The 15,904-nt window shown below is 71.8% G+C and carries 13 protein-coding genes; 8 read left to right on the top strand and 5 right to left on the bottom strand.

Annotation, left to right across the window (positions count from 1 at the left end; all coding sequences use genetic code 11):
• The 3 genes from JG540_RS08795 (at position 1) to pth (ending at position 2,344) form a co-directional block, all read left to right on the top strand.
• Positions 1 to 927, top strand: a complete 927-nt coding sequence (locus tag JG540_RS08795) for a type I 3-dehydroquinate dehydratase (RefSeq protein WP_200275417.1) — start codon at positions 1 to 3, stop codon at positions 925 to 927.
• A gap of 183 nt (positions 928 to 1,110) precedes the next feature.
• Positions 1,111 to 1,710 carry a 50S ribosomal protein L25/general stress protein Ctc gene (locus tag JG540_RS08790; protein WP_200275415.1) on the top strand — a complete coding sequence of 200 codons (600 nt, stop codon included), beginning with the start codon at positions 1,111 to 1,113 and terminating at the stop codon, positions 1,708 to 1,710.
• A 37-nt stretch (positions 1,711 to 1,747) separates the two neighbouring features.
• Complete coding sequence (gene pth / locus JG540_RS08785) at positions 1,748 to 2,344, top strand: aminoacyl-tRNA hydrolase (protein WP_200275413.1); 597 nt, start codon at positions 1,748 to 1,750, stop codon at positions 2,342 to 2,344.
• Between the two features lie 240 nt (positions 2,345 to 2,584).
• Here pth and JG540_RS08780 read toward each other — a convergent pair whose 3' ends face one another.
• From JG540_RS08780 to JG540_RS08765, 4 genes are all read right to left on the bottom strand, one after another.
• Positions 2,585 to 3,301: a response regulator gene (locus JG540_RS08780; protein WP_407648364.1), complete on the bottom strand. Its 717-nt coding sequence runs from the start codon at positions 3,299 to 3,301 to the stop codon at positions 2,585 to 2,587.
• Entirely contained in the window at positions 3,298 to 4,800 is a 1,503-nt protein-coding gene (locus JG540_RS08775) for a sensor histidine kinase (protein ID WP_200275411.1), read from the bottom strand. Before JG540_RS08775 ends, JG540_RS08780 begins: the two co-directional genes overlap by 4 nt.
• Positions 4,801 to 4,924: 124 nt before the next feature.
• Positions 4,925 to 5,767, bottom strand: a complete 843-nt coding sequence (locus JG540_RS08770) for an ABC transporter permease (RefSeq protein ID WP_200275410.1) — start codon at positions 5,765 to 5,767, stop codon at positions 4,925 to 4,927.
• A gap of 32 nt (positions 5,768 to 5,799) precedes the next feature.
• Positions 5,800 to 6,735, bottom strand: a complete 936-nt coding sequence (locus JG540_RS08765; RefSeq protein WP_200275409.1) for an ABC transporter ATP-binding protein — start codon at positions 6,733 to 6,735, stop codon at positions 5,800 to 5,802.
• A gap of 293 nt (positions 6,736 to 7,028) precedes the next feature.
• Here JG540_RS08765 and JG540_RS08760 point away from each other — a divergent pair, with 293 nt between their 5' ends.
• From JG540_RS08760 to JG540_RS08740, 5 genes are all read left to right on the top strand, one after another.
• Positions 7,029 to 8,009, top strand: coding sequence for a Bax inhibitor-1/YccA family protein (locus JG540_RS08760; RefSeq protein WP_200275408.1), 981 nt, complete (start codon positions 7,029 to 7,031; stop codon positions 8,007 to 8,009).
• A gap of 125 nt (positions 8,010 to 8,134) precedes the next feature.
• A complete protein-coding gene (locus JG540_RS08755) occupies positions 8,135 to 8,542 on the top strand; it encodes an FKBP-type peptidyl-prolyl cis-trans isomerase (RefSeq protein ID WP_200275407.1) in 408 nt (135 codons plus the stop codon).
• Positions 8,543 to 8,895: 353 nt separating this feature from the next.
• A complete protein-coding gene (gene ilvD, locus JG540_RS08750; protein ID WP_200275405.1) occupies positions 8,896 to 10,782 on the top strand; it encodes a dihydroxy-acid dehydratase in 1,887 nt (628 codons plus the stop codon).
• A 446-nt stretch (positions 10,783 to 11,228) separates the two neighbouring features.
• Entirely contained in the window at positions 11,229 to 12,794 is a 1,566-nt protein-coding gene (ilvA, locus tag JG540_RS08745; protein WP_200275403.1) for a threonine ammonia-lyase, biosynthetic, read from the top strand.
• Positions 12,795 to 13,198: 404 nt separating this feature from the next.
• Complete coding sequence (locus tag JG540_RS08740; protein ID WP_200275401.1) at positions 13,199 to 13,756, top strand: NADPH-dependent FMN reductase; 558 nt, start codon at positions 13,199 to 13,201, stop codon at positions 13,754 to 13,756.
• Between the two features lie 177 nt (positions 13,757 to 13,933).
• Here JG540_RS08740 and JG540_RS08735 read toward each other — a convergent pair whose 3' ends face one another.
• Positions 13,934 to 15,814, bottom strand: coding sequence for an ABC-ATPase domain-containing protein (locus JG540_RS08735; RefSeq protein ID WP_200275399.1), 1,881 nt, complete (start codon positions 15,812 to 15,814; stop codon positions 13,934 to 13,936).
• Positions 15,815 to 15,904: the final 90 nt, after the last annotated feature.

Raw genomic sequence — 15,904 nt, 5'->3', positions numbered from 1 at the left:
ATGACTGGGCAGCCGGAGGAGCAGGCAGGCAGCCCAGGCGACGTCGTCCCCGCCGCCGCGGTGCAACCGCCCCTGGGGGGCCACCCTGCCTGGCTGTCCCGGCTCCTGGAGGAGGCCGCGCCCCACCCGGCCCCTTGCCCCCGTCCTGCCCGCTGGGGCGACCTGGTGGTCGGGGGCCGTGACCTGGTGATCGCAGTGGCCACCACCGGCACGAACGCCGTCGCCTGCGCCCGCCAGGCCCGGGCCGCTCAGGACTCGGGCGCCGACCTGGTGGAGCTGCGGGCGGACCTGCTGGAGGCCTGCGCCACCCCCCAGGCCCCGCTGGAACAGCTCGCCCAGGAGGCGGTGGCGGCTGCGGCAGCCATGACCCAGGCCACCTCCGGCCACCTGCCGCTGCTGCTGACCTTCCGCACCGCCACGGAGGGAGGCAGCCTGGAAACCGACGACGACGCCTACACTGCGCTCCTAGGGGAGGTGCTGGACCGCCTGGCGGGCGCGGGCACCGCGGTGGCGGCGCTCGACGTCGAGCTGGAGCGCGGCTGCCTGGCCACCTTGGTGACGGGAGCCGCCGCCCAGGGCCTGGGCGTGCTCTCCTCCAGCCACGACTTCCAGGGCGTGCCCGCCGACTGCGTGCTGCTGGAGCGGCTGTGGCGCATGCAGGCCGCCGGGGCGCAGGTGGCCAAGGTCGCGGTTATGCCCGACACGGAGGGGGAGGTGCGGCGGCTGCTGGACCTGACCTCCCGGGCGCGCGCCGAGCTGGAGATCCCGGTGGTGGTGATCGGCATGGGGGCGTTAGGGGAGGTGACCCGCACCCAGGGGTGGCGCCTGGGCTCAGCCCTGAGCTTTGCGACGGCGGGGGCCGGGGCGGTGGCCTCCGCGCCCGGGCAGCTGCCGGTGGCGGTGGTCCGGGCCGCCAGCGGGCAGTGAGCAGCGTCGCGTTCAGGGTGCGGGCGCCTTCAGGTAGGCTCCTCCTGTTGCCCCGGCGAGGGACACGCGCTTGCGCGTGCATCCGTTATCGACGTGGTGGTGCCTGACAGGTGCTGCGCGTCGACGCGCAGCGGGCCCACCACACGACGCGGGGCGAGGCCCCGCCTGACCGAGGAGGACCTCATGGCCCACGAAGCCACCAAGCTCACCGCCCAGGACCGCACCGACTTCGGCAAGGGGGCCTCCCGCCAGGCCCGCCGTGACGGGCTGGTGCCCGCCGTCGTCTACGGGCACGGCTCTGAGCCCCGCCACGTCCTGCTGCCCGGCCACGCCACCTCCCTGGCCCTGCGCGGCAACGAGAACGCGCTGATCGAGCTGGACCTGGCCGGTGAGAAGCTGCTGGTCCTGACCAAGGCCGTGCAGCGCCACCCCATCCGCACCGGGGTGCAGCACGTGGACTTCCAGCTGGTGAACCGCAACGAGCGCGTCGAGGTGGAGGTGCCGGTGACCGTCGTCGGTGACGCCGAGCCGGGCACCATCCACATGATCGAGGCTGCCAACCTGCTCGTCTCCGCCCCGGCCGTGTCCATCCCCGAGGCCATTGAGGTGGACGTGACCGGCGTGGCTGGCGGCACCATCATCACCGTCGCCGACCTCAAGCTGCCCGCTGGCGTGGAGGCCCTGGGCGACGCCGAGGCCGGCGTGGTCAACGTCGCGGACGAGAACGCGGTCACCGAGGCGGTCCCCGCCGCTGACGAGGCCCCCGCCGCCGAGGCCGAGTGAGCCGCCTGAACAGGCAGGGTGCTGCTGAGGAGACGCTGTGAGTGACCCCTGGCTCGTCGTCGGGCTGGGGAACCCCGAGGCCCGGTACGCGCGGAACCGTCACAACGTCGGCCACATGGTGGTCGAGCTGCTGGCGGGGCGTGCCGGGTCTCGGCTCACCCGGCACAAGGCCCGCGCCCAGGTGGCGGAGGTGCGGCTGGGCCTGCTGCCGGGGGGCGCCCCGGGGCCACGGGTGGTGCTGGCTGAGCCAGCGGCCTTCATGAACCTGTCCGGGGGGCCGGTCAAGGCGCTGGCCCAGTTCTACGGGATCGACCCGACGGCGCGGCTGCTGGTGGTGCACGACGAGCTGGACCTGCCCGCCCACCAGCTGCGGCTCAAGCGGGGTGGTGGCGAGGGTGGGCACAACGGCCTGCGCTCCGTCTCCCAGGCCTTGGGGACCCGCGACTACGCCCGCCTGCGGGTGGGGGTGGGCCGTCCCCCGGGGCGGCAGGACCCCGCCGACTACGTGCTCTCGGACTTCCCGTCCCGGGAGCGTGAGGAGCTGGCCGTGACCCTGGAGCAGGCGGCTGACGCCGTCGAGGCCGTGGTGACGGTGGGCTTTGAGATCGTCCAGCAGCGCCTGCGCTCCGCCTGAGTCCAGTGCGTACCGGTCTCGTGGTGCATATGTCCCGGTCTCGCGGTACCGATGTCCCGGTCTCGCGAGACCGGGACATATGGCTCGCGAGTTCGGTAAGGGTGACCTTAGAAGAGACGGCCTTATAAACGATCCTGGCTGTGGAGAGCCCTGAGCCGGCGGGCCTGCGGGGCGGCGCTTGAAGACCTCGACCTGATCGCCAGTGCCCCCTGAGCCGGCGGGCCCACCGGGCGGCGGTCCTCAGGACATCAGGCCGCTCTCGTAGGCGACCACCACCGCCTGCACCCGGTCCCGCACGTTGAACTTGGCCAGCACGTTGCCCACGTGGGTCTTCACGGTGGTGGCCGAGACCACCAGCGACTCGGCGATCTCCGCGTTGGACAGCCCGTGGGCCATCAGCACCAGGATCTCCCGCTCGCGGGGCGTCAGTGCGGCCACGCGGGGGTCCTCGGCCTGGGCCACGGGCCCGGAGTCGGGCAGGCGGGAGGCGAACATCTCCAGCATCCGCCGCGTGACCCGGGGCGAGACCACCGCCTCCCCACCGGCCACCGTGCGGATCGCCTCCGCCAGGTCCGCCGGGCGGGTGTCCTTGAGCAGGAAGCCCGCCGCCCCCGCCTTGAGCCCGGCGAAGGCGTACTCGTCCAGGTCGAAGGTGGTCAGGATCAGGACCTTGGTGGCGGGGCACTGGGCGGTGATCGCCTCAGTGGCCTCAATGCCGTTCATGCCCGGCATACGCACGTCCATGAGGATCACGTCGGGGCGCAGCGCCCGGGCCTGGGCCACCGCCGAGCTGCCGTCGGAGGCCTCGCCCACGACCTCGATACCGTCCTCAGCCTCCAGCACCATGCGGAAGCCCATCCGCATCAGGGCCTGGTCGTCAGCCAGCACCACCCGGATGGGCGACGGCGTCCCGGCGTCCTGCTGCGGCCGCTCCTCCGGGCTGTCCTCGGGGCTCATGATGGTCTCTGCCATGAAGTGCTTCCTTCGTCAGTCTCGTCCCAGCGCAGTATCGCCCGGACCTGCCAGCCTTGTGCGGTTGGCCCTGCCTGCAGCTGCCCACCATAGACGGCGGCGCGCTCCCGCATCCCGATCAGGCCCTTGCCGGAGCCGTGCATGGGGGTGGAGCCGGGGGCGGCATCATTCTGCACCAGCAGCACCACCGTGCCCGTGTGCCGGTCCACCTGCACCTTCACGCTGCGGGTGGTGGGGGCGTAGCGCAGCACATTGGTCAGGGCCTCCTGGGCGATGCGGAACAGGGTCAGCTGCAGCCCCTTGTCGTCCGGCAGGGGGGCTCCGTTCCAGGTGTAGGTGACGGGCACGCCCGCCGTCTTGAAACGCTGGACCAGCACCTCCAGGTCGGCTGACTCCGGTGCGGGGGCGGTGGGGGTGCCCCCGGTGGAGGTGTCCTGGCCGGTGGTGGCGTCCGCCCGCAGGTCCGCGATCGGGGCGGAGGGCTCCACGGGGACGACGGTGCCGGGGGGCGCGAACTCGGGCACGGGCAGGTCCCGCACCTGTGGGGCGCTGGCTGGCGCTGGCCCCAGGGCGGGTGGCGGGGGAGTGGCCGTGGCCGCCCCCCGCAGGACGGTGCCGTCGTCGCCCGCCGAGCTGGCACCTGGGTCCTCCCGGAGCACCCCCACCAGACGGCGGGTGTCGGCCAGGGCTGAGCGGCCCGTCTCCGCCAGCACGCCCAGGGCCTCCTTGGCCCGCTCAGGGCTGCGGTCGATCGTGGCCGCCGCGCCGTCCGCCATGGTGATCATCACTGCCAGGGAGTGGGCGATCACGTCGTGCATCTCCCGGGCGATCCGGCTTCGCTCGGTGGCGGCCGCCAGCAGGGCACGCTGCTCGGAGGCCAGGGCAGCGCGGGCTGCGTAGGCCTTGGTGTCCTCAAGCGTCTGCCGGTGCACGCGCAGCAGGGTGCCCGTGAGCAGACCTATCAGGTTCACCAGGGCGAAGGGGAAGACGTTTGAGAACAGGTCCGGCACTCCCTTGACGGGGTAGAGGGTGCTGACGGTGGCGGTCTCCGCGGCGGTGGAGACCAGGAAGGCCAGCAGGCCCAGCCGCATGGCCCTGTGGGTGGTGACGGTGCCGACGGTCAGGGGGACGGCCAGCAGGCTGAGCGTCGGCAAGGAGGTGAACAGCTGGCGCTTCTGCTCGAAGCTGAGGTCCAGCAGCTGTTCGGACCCCAGCAGGGCGACCGGCAGCGTCAGGCTGGTCACCAGCCACACGGCCAGCGGATAACGACGGCGGAGCAGCAGCGCCGTCCCGACCACCACGATAGCCGCCACGGACACCAGTCTCGTGGCAGAGGAGTCGACGGAGGGGCCCTCATGGTCGAGCGTCTCCAGGCCCAAGGGGATGTTGAGCAGGCAGATGAGCACGGCGACGGCGGCGTCCACCAGCTGCGGGTGCGCGTCCTGCCAGGCCGCCACCCGCATGATGCGGGGCGGGACAGTCATGGCTTGCCTCGGTTCAAGGGCGTCTTCCTCAGCCTTGGTCACGGACCTATTCAAACGGAAGGAGGGCGGGCGCGGGGCCATTGGGGCCCGCGCCCGCCCTCCTTCCTGGCCAGCGGCTACCTGCTCAGGCGTCGCGCTTGATGAAGGTGACCCAGGCGGCGAGCAGCGGCACCAGGGCCCAGGCGGCGGCGACGGCCACCGTCAGCGGCTGGGAGAGGGTGTAGGAGCCCTCAGCGCCCCAGGTGTGGACCAGGCTGTGGGGGTCAGCCAGGGCCTGCACGGCGCCCCCGGGCAGCAGGTTGACCACCCAGAGGACCGACTGCCACTTCATGGCTGCCAGGCCCAGGGGGATCTGCAGCACGAAGAGCAGCACCATGCTCACGGTGATCGCGCCCGCGGTGGAGCGCAGCAGGTAGCCCAGGGCCAGGGACATCACGGTGATGACCACGAAGCTCAGGCCGGTGCCCCACACGTAGCCCAGGTAGTGGGCGTCGGCCAGGGAGCCGGCGTGCTCCCCCATGAAGGGGGCGGAGACGGCCCAGGACAGCAGCACGGAGAAGGCTCCCAGGAGGAAGGCCAGCGCGGAGACGACCAGCACCTTGGCGGCCATCAGCCGGGTGCGCTGCGGGGCGGCGGCCAGGGAGGAGCGGATCTGCCCGGAGCCGTACTCACCGGTGATCACCAGGGCTCCGAGCACGGCCACCACCAGGTGTCCGAAGGCCGAGCCGGCAGCGATCATGTGCTTGGCCTGCTCAGCCATCTCAGGGGTCTGGGAGTAGCCGATCGCCAGGCCGGCGCCCAGCAGCACGGTGATGGACACGGTCAGGGCGGCAGTGACCCAGGTGGATACCACGGAACGGACCTTGATCCACTCGGAGCGGACCAGGGTCAGGAAGCTCTGCCTGCCTTGGATGCGCAGGCGGGGGCGGGACTGGGGGGTGGACGGGGCGGTGACGGCGGTGCTCATGGTCGTTCTTCCTTCGGGTATGGCTTGGTGGTTCAGGCGGCCTGGGCCGGTGACAGGGAGGTGGTGGAGCCGGTGGTGTACTCCACCTCCCCGCTGGTCAGCTCCAGGTAGGCCTCCTCCAGGGAGGCCTTGACGGTGGTCAGCTCGTGCAGCACCACCCCGTGGGCGGCGGCGGTCTCACCGACCTGCGCGGCGCTCGCCGTCGTCGTCTCCAGCACCCCGGGGGCGGTGGCCACGGCCTGGATGCCGCGGGAGGTCAGAGCCTGCGCGAGCGCCTCCGCCTGGGGGGAGGTGACGCGCACCCGGTCCGAGGTGGCGGAGGAGATCACCTGGTCCACCGGGCCGGAGGTGAGGATGCGGCCCCGGCCGATGACCAGGAGGTGGTCGGCGGTCTGGGACATCTCGCTCATCAGGTGGGAGGAGATGAACACCGTGCGTCCCTCCGCGGCCAGGGCGCGGCAGGTCTCACGGACCCACTTGACGCCCTCGGGGTCCAGGCCGTTGACGGGCTCGTCAAAGATCAGCACCTGCGGGTCCCCCAGCAGGGCGGCGGCCATGCCCAGGCGCTGGCCCATGCCCAGGGAGAACCCCTTTACGCGCTTCTTGGCCACGCTGGTCAGGCCGGTCAGCTCCAGCACCTCATCCACCCTCCGGGTGGGGATGCCGTTGGAGACCGCCAGCTGCAGCAGGTGGGCGCGGGCGGTGCGCGAGCCGTGCAGTCCCTTGGCGTCCAGCAGCGCACCTACCTCGCACAGGGGGGCCTTCAGCTCCCGGTAGGGCTTGCCGTTGACCGTGACTGAGCCGGAGGTGGGCCGGTCCAGGCCCATGATCATGCGCATGGTGGTGGACTTGCCGGCGCCGTTGGGGCCCAGGAACCCGGTCACGGTGCCGGGCTCCACCGTGAAGGAGACGTTGTCGACGGCGAGCTTGCTGCCGTAACGCTTGCTGAGGTTGACTGCTTCGATCATGAGCGGGGCCTTTCGGTTATAGCGGCTTTCCTGCGTGATGTATCCAGGCTAGTAACCGGCGGCCCGCGCCAGATCGGCCGCTCAGAGGAAATCGCTGGCGCCCAGGTGGGTGCCTGCAGGTGGAGGCTGCTCATCCTCTGGGAGGAGGCCCCTTAGCGGTCAGGCTGGGACGCTGGGGCGGACCAGGGTGCTCTAGCCACTGTGCAGTCCTGCCCGTAGCCTCCAGGGGAATGCCTGGCACAATGGGCTTGTTGCACCAGGTGCCCCTGGTCTGACAAGGAATCGGAGAGCAGATGTCTAACCCCTTCTTCACCAAGAACCCGGCCTTCAACGGCCGCGCCGCCACCCTGACGACGCCCGCTGGATACCCGACCATGCCGGGCTACCAGGTGGGGCAGCGCGGGCAGGGCCTCCCGGCAGACCAGTACGCGTCGAGCGGGCCTTACGGCTACGGGGCCGGTTACGGCGCCCCCACCTCGCAGCGGCCCGCCAGCGGCTACGGCGACGTGAGCCCGCAGCAGCTCAGCCACCTGGAGCAGCAGTACGCGGCGCCGTCGGCCACCAACGTGGACCGGGGCCGGATGACCTACGACGACGTCGTCATGCGCACCGCCGGGATCTTCGCGGTGATCCTGGCTACCGGGGCGGTGACCTGGGGGATGGTGTCCTCCACGGACGCCAGGCTCGGGGCGCTCGGGCTGGGGGCCCTGGCGATCGGGGCCGTCGGCGCGCTGGTCCTGGGCCTGGTCAACACCTTCAAGCGTGAGCCCAGCCCGCTGCTGATCATGGCCTACGCCGTGTTCGAGGGGGCCATGCTGGGCGGCTTCTCCGGGATCATGGAGAACCTCTACCCCGGTATCGTGCTGCAGGCGGTGCTGGCCAGCGCGGCCACCTTCGGCGTGATGCTGCTGGCCTACACCCGGGCCGGGTTCCGCCTGTCCGCCAAGGCCAGCAAGGTCCTGCTGATCGCCATGGGCGGCTACCTGGTGTTCTCCCTGGTGAACTTCGGGCTGATGGTCACCGGCGTAGTCTCCGACCCGTGGGGGCTGCGGGGCGTGACGGTCGCTGGTATCCCGCTCGGACTGGTGATCGGCCTGCTCGCGGTGGTCATGGCGGCCCTGAGCCTGGTGCTGGACTTCGAGGCCATCCAGCAGGGCGTGGAGCAGGGGCTGCCCACCCGCTACGCCTGGGCTGGCGCCTTCGGCCTGGTGGTCACCCTGGTGTGGATGTACGTGGAGTTCCTGCGGATCCTGGCGATCCTGCGCGAGAACTGAGTCCTGCGGGCTGACGCCTGGCCGGGGCTGAGACGCCCGGCCACTGACCTAGCGCCTGCCACCACCGTGGAGCAGAGCTGGAACCGCGGTGGTGGCAGGCGCTTGTCCTCCCGTAGCCTGGGGCCATGATCAACACGAGCATGCCCACCGTCGAGGGGGCCAAAGGCACCAAGCCCGTCCTGAGCTTTCCTGGCGAGGAGGCCCCTGAGGGCCTGCAGGTCCAGGTCCTCGACGCCGGTACCGGCCAGCAGGTGGAGGCCGGGGACACCATCGTCTGCCACTACCTGGGCCAGTCCTGGAACGGCGAGGTCTTTGACAACTCCTACGACCGCGGCCAGCCGCTGAGCTTCCAGATCGGCGTCGGCATGGTCATCCGCGGCTGGGACGACGGCCTGGTGGGCCAGCGCGTCGGCTCCCGTGTGCTGCTGTCCATCCCCTCCGAACTGGGCTACGGCGACCGCGGCGTGCCCCAGGCCGGTATCAAGGGCGGCGCCACCCTGGTCTTCGTCACCGAGATCCTGGGGGTCATGTGACCAGCGGCTGCTGAGCCGCCAGGCTGGCCCCGGTGCCCCCGTCGTCGTGCGCCCCGACGGGGGCACCGCTGTGCCTGCAGGAGACGGCCCCTTGGGCTCCTTGAGGGAACGAGCCTGCGCAGCTGCTTGGCTGCTGCTTTAGGACGGGGCCGCAGAAGGTGGTCGCGACGCCTGCCGCCCGCCGTCGTCAATCCGCAGGTGCTGCCCAGCTGGTGCGTGACCGTCCCCTCCTCTGCCGGGGGCACAGGCAGCCCGGGGTCCGCGTGATGACACCCACGGCTGCACGGCACGGCCAGCGCACTACCCTGGCCCCAGGTTTCGCACACCGTGTCGCCCATACCCCAGGAGCCCCCATGCCGCAGTACCGCAGCGCCACCTCCACCTCCGGCCGCAACATGGCGGGGGCCCGCGCCCTGTGGCGCGCCACCGGCGTCAAGGACGAGGACTTCGGCAAGCCGATCATCGCGGTCGCCAACTCCTTCACCCAGTTCGTGCCCGGGCACGTCGGCCTGCGTGACGTGGGCCGCCTGGTGGCCGAGCAGATCGAGGCCGCAGGCGGCATCGCCAAGGAGTTCAACACCATCGCCGTGGACGACGGCATCGCCATGGGGCACGACGGCATGCTCTACTCCCTGCCCAGCCGCGACCTGATCGCTGACTCCGTGGAGTACATGGCCGCCGCCCACTGCGCCGACGCCCTGGTGTGCATCTCCAACTGCGACAAGATCACCCCCGGCATGCTCATGGCCGCCCTGCGCCTGAACATCCCCACGGTCTTCGTCTCCGGCGGCCCCATGGAGTCCGGCCGCACCACCGCCGCCGACGGCACCAGCCGCAAGCTGGACCTGATCGACGCCATGATGGACGCCGCCGACCCCACCGTGAGCGAGGAGACCATCAGCGCCATCGAGCGCCTGGCCTGCCCCACCTGCGGCTCCTGCTCCGGCATGTTCACCGCCAACTCCATGAACTGCCTGACCGAGGCCCTGGGCCTGGCCCTGCCCATGAACGGCACCCTGCTAGCCACCCACGCCGACCGGGGCGAGCTGTTCCGGGCCGCTGGCCGCCAGGTAGTGGCCATCACCAAGGCCTACTACGAGCAGGACGACGAGACCGTCCTGCCTCGCGCCATCGCCACCAAGGCGGCCTTCGAGAACGCCATGTGCCTGGACATCGCCATGGGAGGCTCCACCAACACCGTGCTGCACCTGCTGGCCGCCGCCCAGGAGGCCGGGGTGGACTTCCGCATGGCCGACATAGACCGGCTCTCCCGCGTGGTACCGCACCTTTGCAAGGTGGCCCCCTCCACCAGCCTGGTGCACATCGAGGACGTGCACCGGGCGGGCGGCGTCATGGGGATCCTGGGCGAGCTGGACCGCTGCGGGCTGCTGGACACCCAGGTACGCAACGTCATGCAGGGCACCCTGGCGCAGGCGCTGGCCGCCTACGACATTGCCCGCCCCGGCCCCGACGGCGTGCCCGGCTCCGCCCTGAGCCAGGAGGTCCGCACCGGCTACCTGGCCGCCCCCGCCGGGGTGCGCACCACCGAGATGTTCTCCCAGGCCTCCCGCTGGGAGTCGCTGGACACCGACCGTGCGGCCGGGGTGGTCCGCGACCGGGAGCACGCCTTCTCCGCCGACGGCGGCCTGGCCGTGCTCTTCGGCAACGTCGCCGAGAAGGGCTGCATCGTCAAGACTGCCGGGGTGGACCCCTCCATCCTGGTGTTCTCCGGGAGCGCCGTGGTCTTCGAGTCCCAGGAGGACGCGGTAGCGGGGATCCTCGGGGGGCGGGTCCGGGCGGGCGACGTCGTCGTCATCAGCCATGAGGGGCCACGCGGCGGGCCGGGCATGCAGGAGATGCTGTACCCCACCACCTACATCAAGTCGATGCACCTGGGTAAGGAGTGCGCCCTGCTCACGGACGGGCGCTTCTCGGGCGGGACCTCCGGGCTGTCTATCGGGCACGTCTCCCCGGAGGCGGCGGCGGGCGGGCTGATCGGGCTGGTGCGTGACGGCGACCGGATCGAGATCGACATCCCGGCCCGGCGGATCGAGCTGATGGTGGACGAGGCGGAGGTCGCGCGGCGCCGGGCGGCTGAGGAGGCCCGGGGGCAGGCGGCGTGGAGCCCGCACGTGGAGCGGCCCCGCCAGGTCAGCGCCGCCCTGCGCGCATACGCCATGCTGGCCACCAGCGCCGACCAGGGGGCCGTGCGCGACCTGGACCGGCTGCCGCGTCTGTGACCCGCGGGAAGCAGGGGGCTGGCGGCAGGCTCCAGACGGGGCGGGCTGCACGCACGGGAATGCTGACGTAAACCACTGTGTGACTGCTTTTACTTGGAATTGCGCGGAGCAGCTGTTCTGCTGGGGGCGGTCGGTGAGACCGTTACGGCCGGGATAATGTGCAAGTCGGAGGCTGTTGCGCGCCTGACGCGCTCTACTTCTTCGGGCAGGTCCTAGAAATGTTGGAATCTCAAGGATCTCTTGGGTCGCGTATCCGCTAGTGCGTGCAAGACCAGGGGCGGGGTCGTCCACCCGCCACCGGGTGCGCAGAGCGTGCAGGCAGACGGCCGCGCCGTCGGAGTTATCCACAGGGCGTACCGGTCTCGCGGTCCATATGTCCCGGTCTCGCGGAGGCGGGGCGGTGGCAGGGGGTCCGGCGGGGGTGGTGGCTCCTCTAGTCTGGGGCCGTGACACAGACTGCCTCCACGCTCCCCGAGACCTGGGACAAGGCCACCTACCTGCGGGCCGTCCTGCGCGCCCCCGTCTACGAGGCCGCCGAGCACACCCCGCTGGAGGTCATGGACTCCCTCTCCACCCGGCTGGGGAACACGGTCGAGGTCAAGCGGGAGGACCTGCAGCCAGTCCACTCCTTCAAGATCCGCGGCGCCTACAACGCCATGCGCTCCCTGCCCGAGGAGGTCCGTGCCCGCGGCGTCGTCACCGCCTCCGCCGGGAACCACGCCCAGGGGGTGGCCCGCTCCGCCGCGATCCTGGGGGTGCGCTCGCTGATCGTCATGCCCACCGTCACCCCCCAGATCAAGGTAGACGCCGTGCGGGCCCTCGGCGGGGAGGTCCTGCTGCAGGGGGAGAACTTCGACGCCGCCAAGGCCGAGGCCCTGCGCCTGGCCGAGGAGTGCGCCCTGACCTACATCGCCCCCTTCGACGACCCCCGGGTGATCGCCGGGCAGGGCACCATCGGCCTGGAGATGATCCAGCAGGACGCCGAGCTGGACCGGGTCTTCGTGCCCGTGGGCGGAGGCGGCCTGGTGGCCGGGATCGCCGTGCTCATCAAGCAGCTCATGCCGCAGGTACAGGTCGTGGGCGTTGAGCACGAGGAGTCCGCCTGCCTGGCCGCCGCGCTCCAGGCCGGGCGGCCCGTCACCCTGGAACGGGTGGGGCTCTTCGCGGAGGGGGTCGCGGTGCGCCGCATCGGTGACGAGACCTTCCGCCTGTGCGCCGGGCTGCTGGACGACGTCGTCACCGTCTCCTCCGACGAGACCAGCGCGGCCGTGCGCGACCTCTTTGAGGACCTGCGGGCGGTGCCCGAGCCCAGCGGCGCGATCGCGCTCGCGGGCCTGAAGAAGTACGTGGCGGCCCACGGGCTGCGGGGGGAGCGCCTGGCCTGCGTGCTGTCCGGCGCCAATCTGAACTTCCACCAGCTGCGCTACATCTCGGAGCGCTCCGAGATCGGTGAGCAGCGGGAGGCGATCCTGGGGGTCACGATCCCCGAGGTGCAGGGCGAGTTCCTACGCTTCGCGCGCGTGCTGGGCGGTCGGGCCGTCACGGAGTTCAACTACCGCGTCTCGGCCTCCGCCGCGCCGGGGGCGCCGGCGCGGATCTTCGTGGGCGTGCGGCTCACCCGGGGCCGGGAGGAGCGCCGGGAGATCGTGGCGGACCTGGAGGCGGCGGGCTACGGCGTCGTGGACCTGACGGAGGACGAGCTCGCCAAGGTGCACGTGCGCTCCATGATCGGTGGTCGGGCCCCGGAGGGGTTGGGGGAGCGGCTCTTCAGCCTGGAGTTCCCAGAGTTCCCGGGGGCGCTGACCCGTTTCCTGGAGGTGCTGGGGACGCGCTGGAACGTGACCCTGTTCCACTACCGCACCGACGGGGCCGACTACGGGCGCATCCTGGCGGGCTTCGAGGTCCGTGACGGGGAGGCTGAGGGGGAGCTCACCGAGCACATGGACCGCCTCGGCTACGTCTACCGGGAGGAGACGGGCGACCCTTCGGCGCAGTTCTTCCTGGCGCGCTGAGGGTCTGTCCTGGTTTGCCGCCGACGGCGTGGGGCGGTCCGTGCCACGGTCGGCGGCAGGGGGCTGCGTCGTGCTGACGGGGCGGTGGTGGTGCAGGCGAGGCCCGCTCCCCGGTGCGGGCCGCCTTGGGCTGTTGTGACTCTGAGGTACAGCAGGCACGTGCGTGAGGTGGGCCGTGGTCTGGCCGTGGTCTGGCCGCGTGCGGGCCGTGGGAGGGGCCTGGGCTGGTCACCCGCCTTCGGCTTAGGGTGACCTTACCGGTCTCGTGAGCCATATGTCCCGGTCTCGCGAGAGAGGGGGTGTGTTGGGGGTCACGGGTGCGGGTGCTGGCGTGGCGGACCTCCTCGGCCCTAATGTAGTTAACGAATCAAGTAAATTCGCCAGCGTCCCCGCAAGGAGAGCACATGACCAAGATCGCCGTCGTCCTCGGCTCCATCCGCCCCAACCGCGCCGGTGCCGGCGTCGCCGAGTGGGTGGCCGCCAAGGCCAACACCGTTGAGGGCGTTGAGGCCCAGGTCCTCGACATCGCCGCCTTCAACCTGCCCCTCTTCGTCGAGGAGGCTGCCCCGGCCTTCGCCCCCGCCAAGGACCCGGCTGCCGTGGCCTGGAACGAGGCCCTGGCTGGTTTCGACGCCTTCATCTTCGTCAGCCCCGAGTACAACCGCTCCGTGCCCGGCGCCCTGAAGAACGCCATCGACTTCATCACCCCCTCCGTCCTGGACAACCGCGCTGTCGGCCTGGTGGGCTACTCCTTCTCCTCCGGCCACCGTCAGACCGGCCACCTGCGCGACATACTGGCCAACTTCACCACCGGTGTCGTGCGTCCGGAGGTCAACCTGCACCTGGCCAGCGACTTCGAGAACATGAGCGTCTTCAAGCCCGCCGCCTTCCACGACGGTGAGGTGCCCGCCATGGTCGAGGCCATCCTCGCCCAGGACAAGGCCCTCTCCGCCCTGCGCTGAGCCCAGTGCCCAGGCGGTAGACGGGACCAGCCCGCCTACGACGCAGACCCGCCCCCTCCCTAGCAGGAGAGGGCGGGTCTGTCGTCGTCCACGGGCACGCGCCGCTACTGGTGCGGGTACGGTGGTGCTGAGGCCGCCGCACCCGCCCCCCGCCAGAACCAGGACGGCCTGCGGGGGTCAGGCCAGCTCTAGGCGCCGGTAGCGGTTGACGGCTGCCGCCACGTCCACCGCGCGAGGCCGCACCAGGAAGGCCGGGCGGCGCCCGCCCAGGGCGTCCAGGCCCTCCTCGTCCAGCAGCTCCTCCAGGTCCTCCAGGCACTCAGCCAAGGGCGAGACACCGTCGAAACGCTGCTCCAGCAAGGCCCGCAGCGCGTGGGCCAGAGCCTCTGCCTGGCCCGGGTCCACCACGCCCGCCACGTCACTGACGTCCACCTCGTCGCGGTCCAGCACCAGGGCCACGGTGCCGCGCGAGCGGGTGCGCACCGGCCCACGGGTGCGTCGCTCCTCCGCTGGCAGGGGCCTGCGTGGCTCCGCCGCCGGGAACCCCTCTATCTGCGTGACCTCACGGGGCAGCGCCGCCGCCACCTGCCGGGCCCGCCCGGTCGCGTCCAGCAGCCGGTAGGAGTCCAGCAGCAGCACCCGGTCAGCCACGTCCAGGTAGTCACCCGAGCCGCCCATCACCAGCACGGTAGACACTCCCCGCTGCCGGTACAGGGCCCCGATACGGTCCACCAGGGGAGTGATCGGCTCCCGCTCGTCAGCCACCAGGGCGCGCATGCGCGAGTCGCGGATCAGCAGGTTGGTGGCACAGGTGTCCTCGTCCAGCAGCAGCGCCGAGGCCCCCGCCTCCACCGACTCCACGATGCTGGCCGCCTGGGAGGTCGAGCCGGAGGCGTTGGCGGTGGTGAAGCTGTGCGTGTCCCGCCCCCCGGGCAGGTGGGAGATGAAGGGGCTCAGGTCCACCCCGGTCACGCTGCGCCCGTCCGCGGCCCGTACCTTGACGGCGTCCGGCACCGTCGCCACCAGCTCCCGGCCGTCACCGGGCACGTGCGGGTAGACGCCGCGGGTGATCGCCCCCAGCAGCGTGGACTTGCCGTGGTAGCCGCCCCCGACGACCAAGGTCACCCCCTGGCCGATAGCGGTGCCGCGCACCCGGCCCGCGTGGGGCAGGGACACGGTCGCCGCCAGCGTCTCCGGGGCCTCCAAGGGGATGGCGCCCGCGCGCATAGGCTCGTCCGAGACCCCGGAGCGGCGGGGCAGCAGGGCGCCGTCCGCCAGGAAGGCCACCCAGCCCTTCTCCTGCAAGGCCGCCGTCAGGGCCCGGTGGTCCTCCAGGGCGGCTACGTGCCGCCGCAGCCGCTCCAGGCGCTCCCCGGTCAGGTCCAGGGCGGCCTCCAGCTCCCGCACCAGGTCCCGGCCCACTATGCGGGCGGCCTCGTGCCCCTGGATGGCGCGCCCCTGGGCGGGCAGGGAGAGGCGCAGGCGCACCTCCAGGACCGGGTCCGTGGGATCCTCAGCATGCCGCAGCACCACCGCCGAGCGCTCCAGGATCTCCTGCCCCGGTGCGGCGACGGACAAGGCGGTGCCCTTGAAACCGGCGTGCAGCTCCCGCACCAGGAAGTCCCGCACCGCCACCTGCCGGTCCAGGGTCCCCAGCAGCTCCTCCTCCACCAGGGCGGCCAGCCGGGGCGAGCGCGCGGGGTCCACCGGCACGTCCACGTGCGCGGCAGTTGGCGGGGCGTAGGGGTCGGGCTGGACCCGGTCGATGTGCAGCGTCCAGCCGCCCGGGGCCCGGTAGCGGCCCACCACCGCCTTGTAGGCCGCGTAGGAGCGGCCGTCCAGGGCGTGCAGGTGCCCCACCAGGTCAGCCAGGAAACCGTCACGCGGCTCGTCGTCGTAGTCCCGCCGGGGCCGGTAGGAGCCGCTGCCTCCCCGGTCTGCGCCGTAGCCGCCGCGCTGGCCGCCGTAGCCGCCGCGCTCCCGGCCCCGCAGGCCGCCTCCGTAGCCTCCCCGGTAGCCTCGTTCCCTGCCCGCTGACCGCTGCTCCTGCTCGCTCATGGGCTGATCCTGGCACAATCCAGGTAGCGCGGGCTCGGACGACGGACAGCCGGTCAGCGCAGACGCCGCAGCAGGCAGACTGTGCCTGTG

Source organism: Actinomyces weissii (assembly GCF_016598775.1).
Classification (GTDB): domain Bacteria; phylum Actinomycetota; class Actinomycetes; order Actinomycetales; family Actinomycetaceae; genus Actinomyces; species Actinomyces weissii.
The sequence above is the reverse complement of the archived record's forward strand: the minus strand, read 5'-3'. Positions and strand labels throughout refer to the sequence as shown.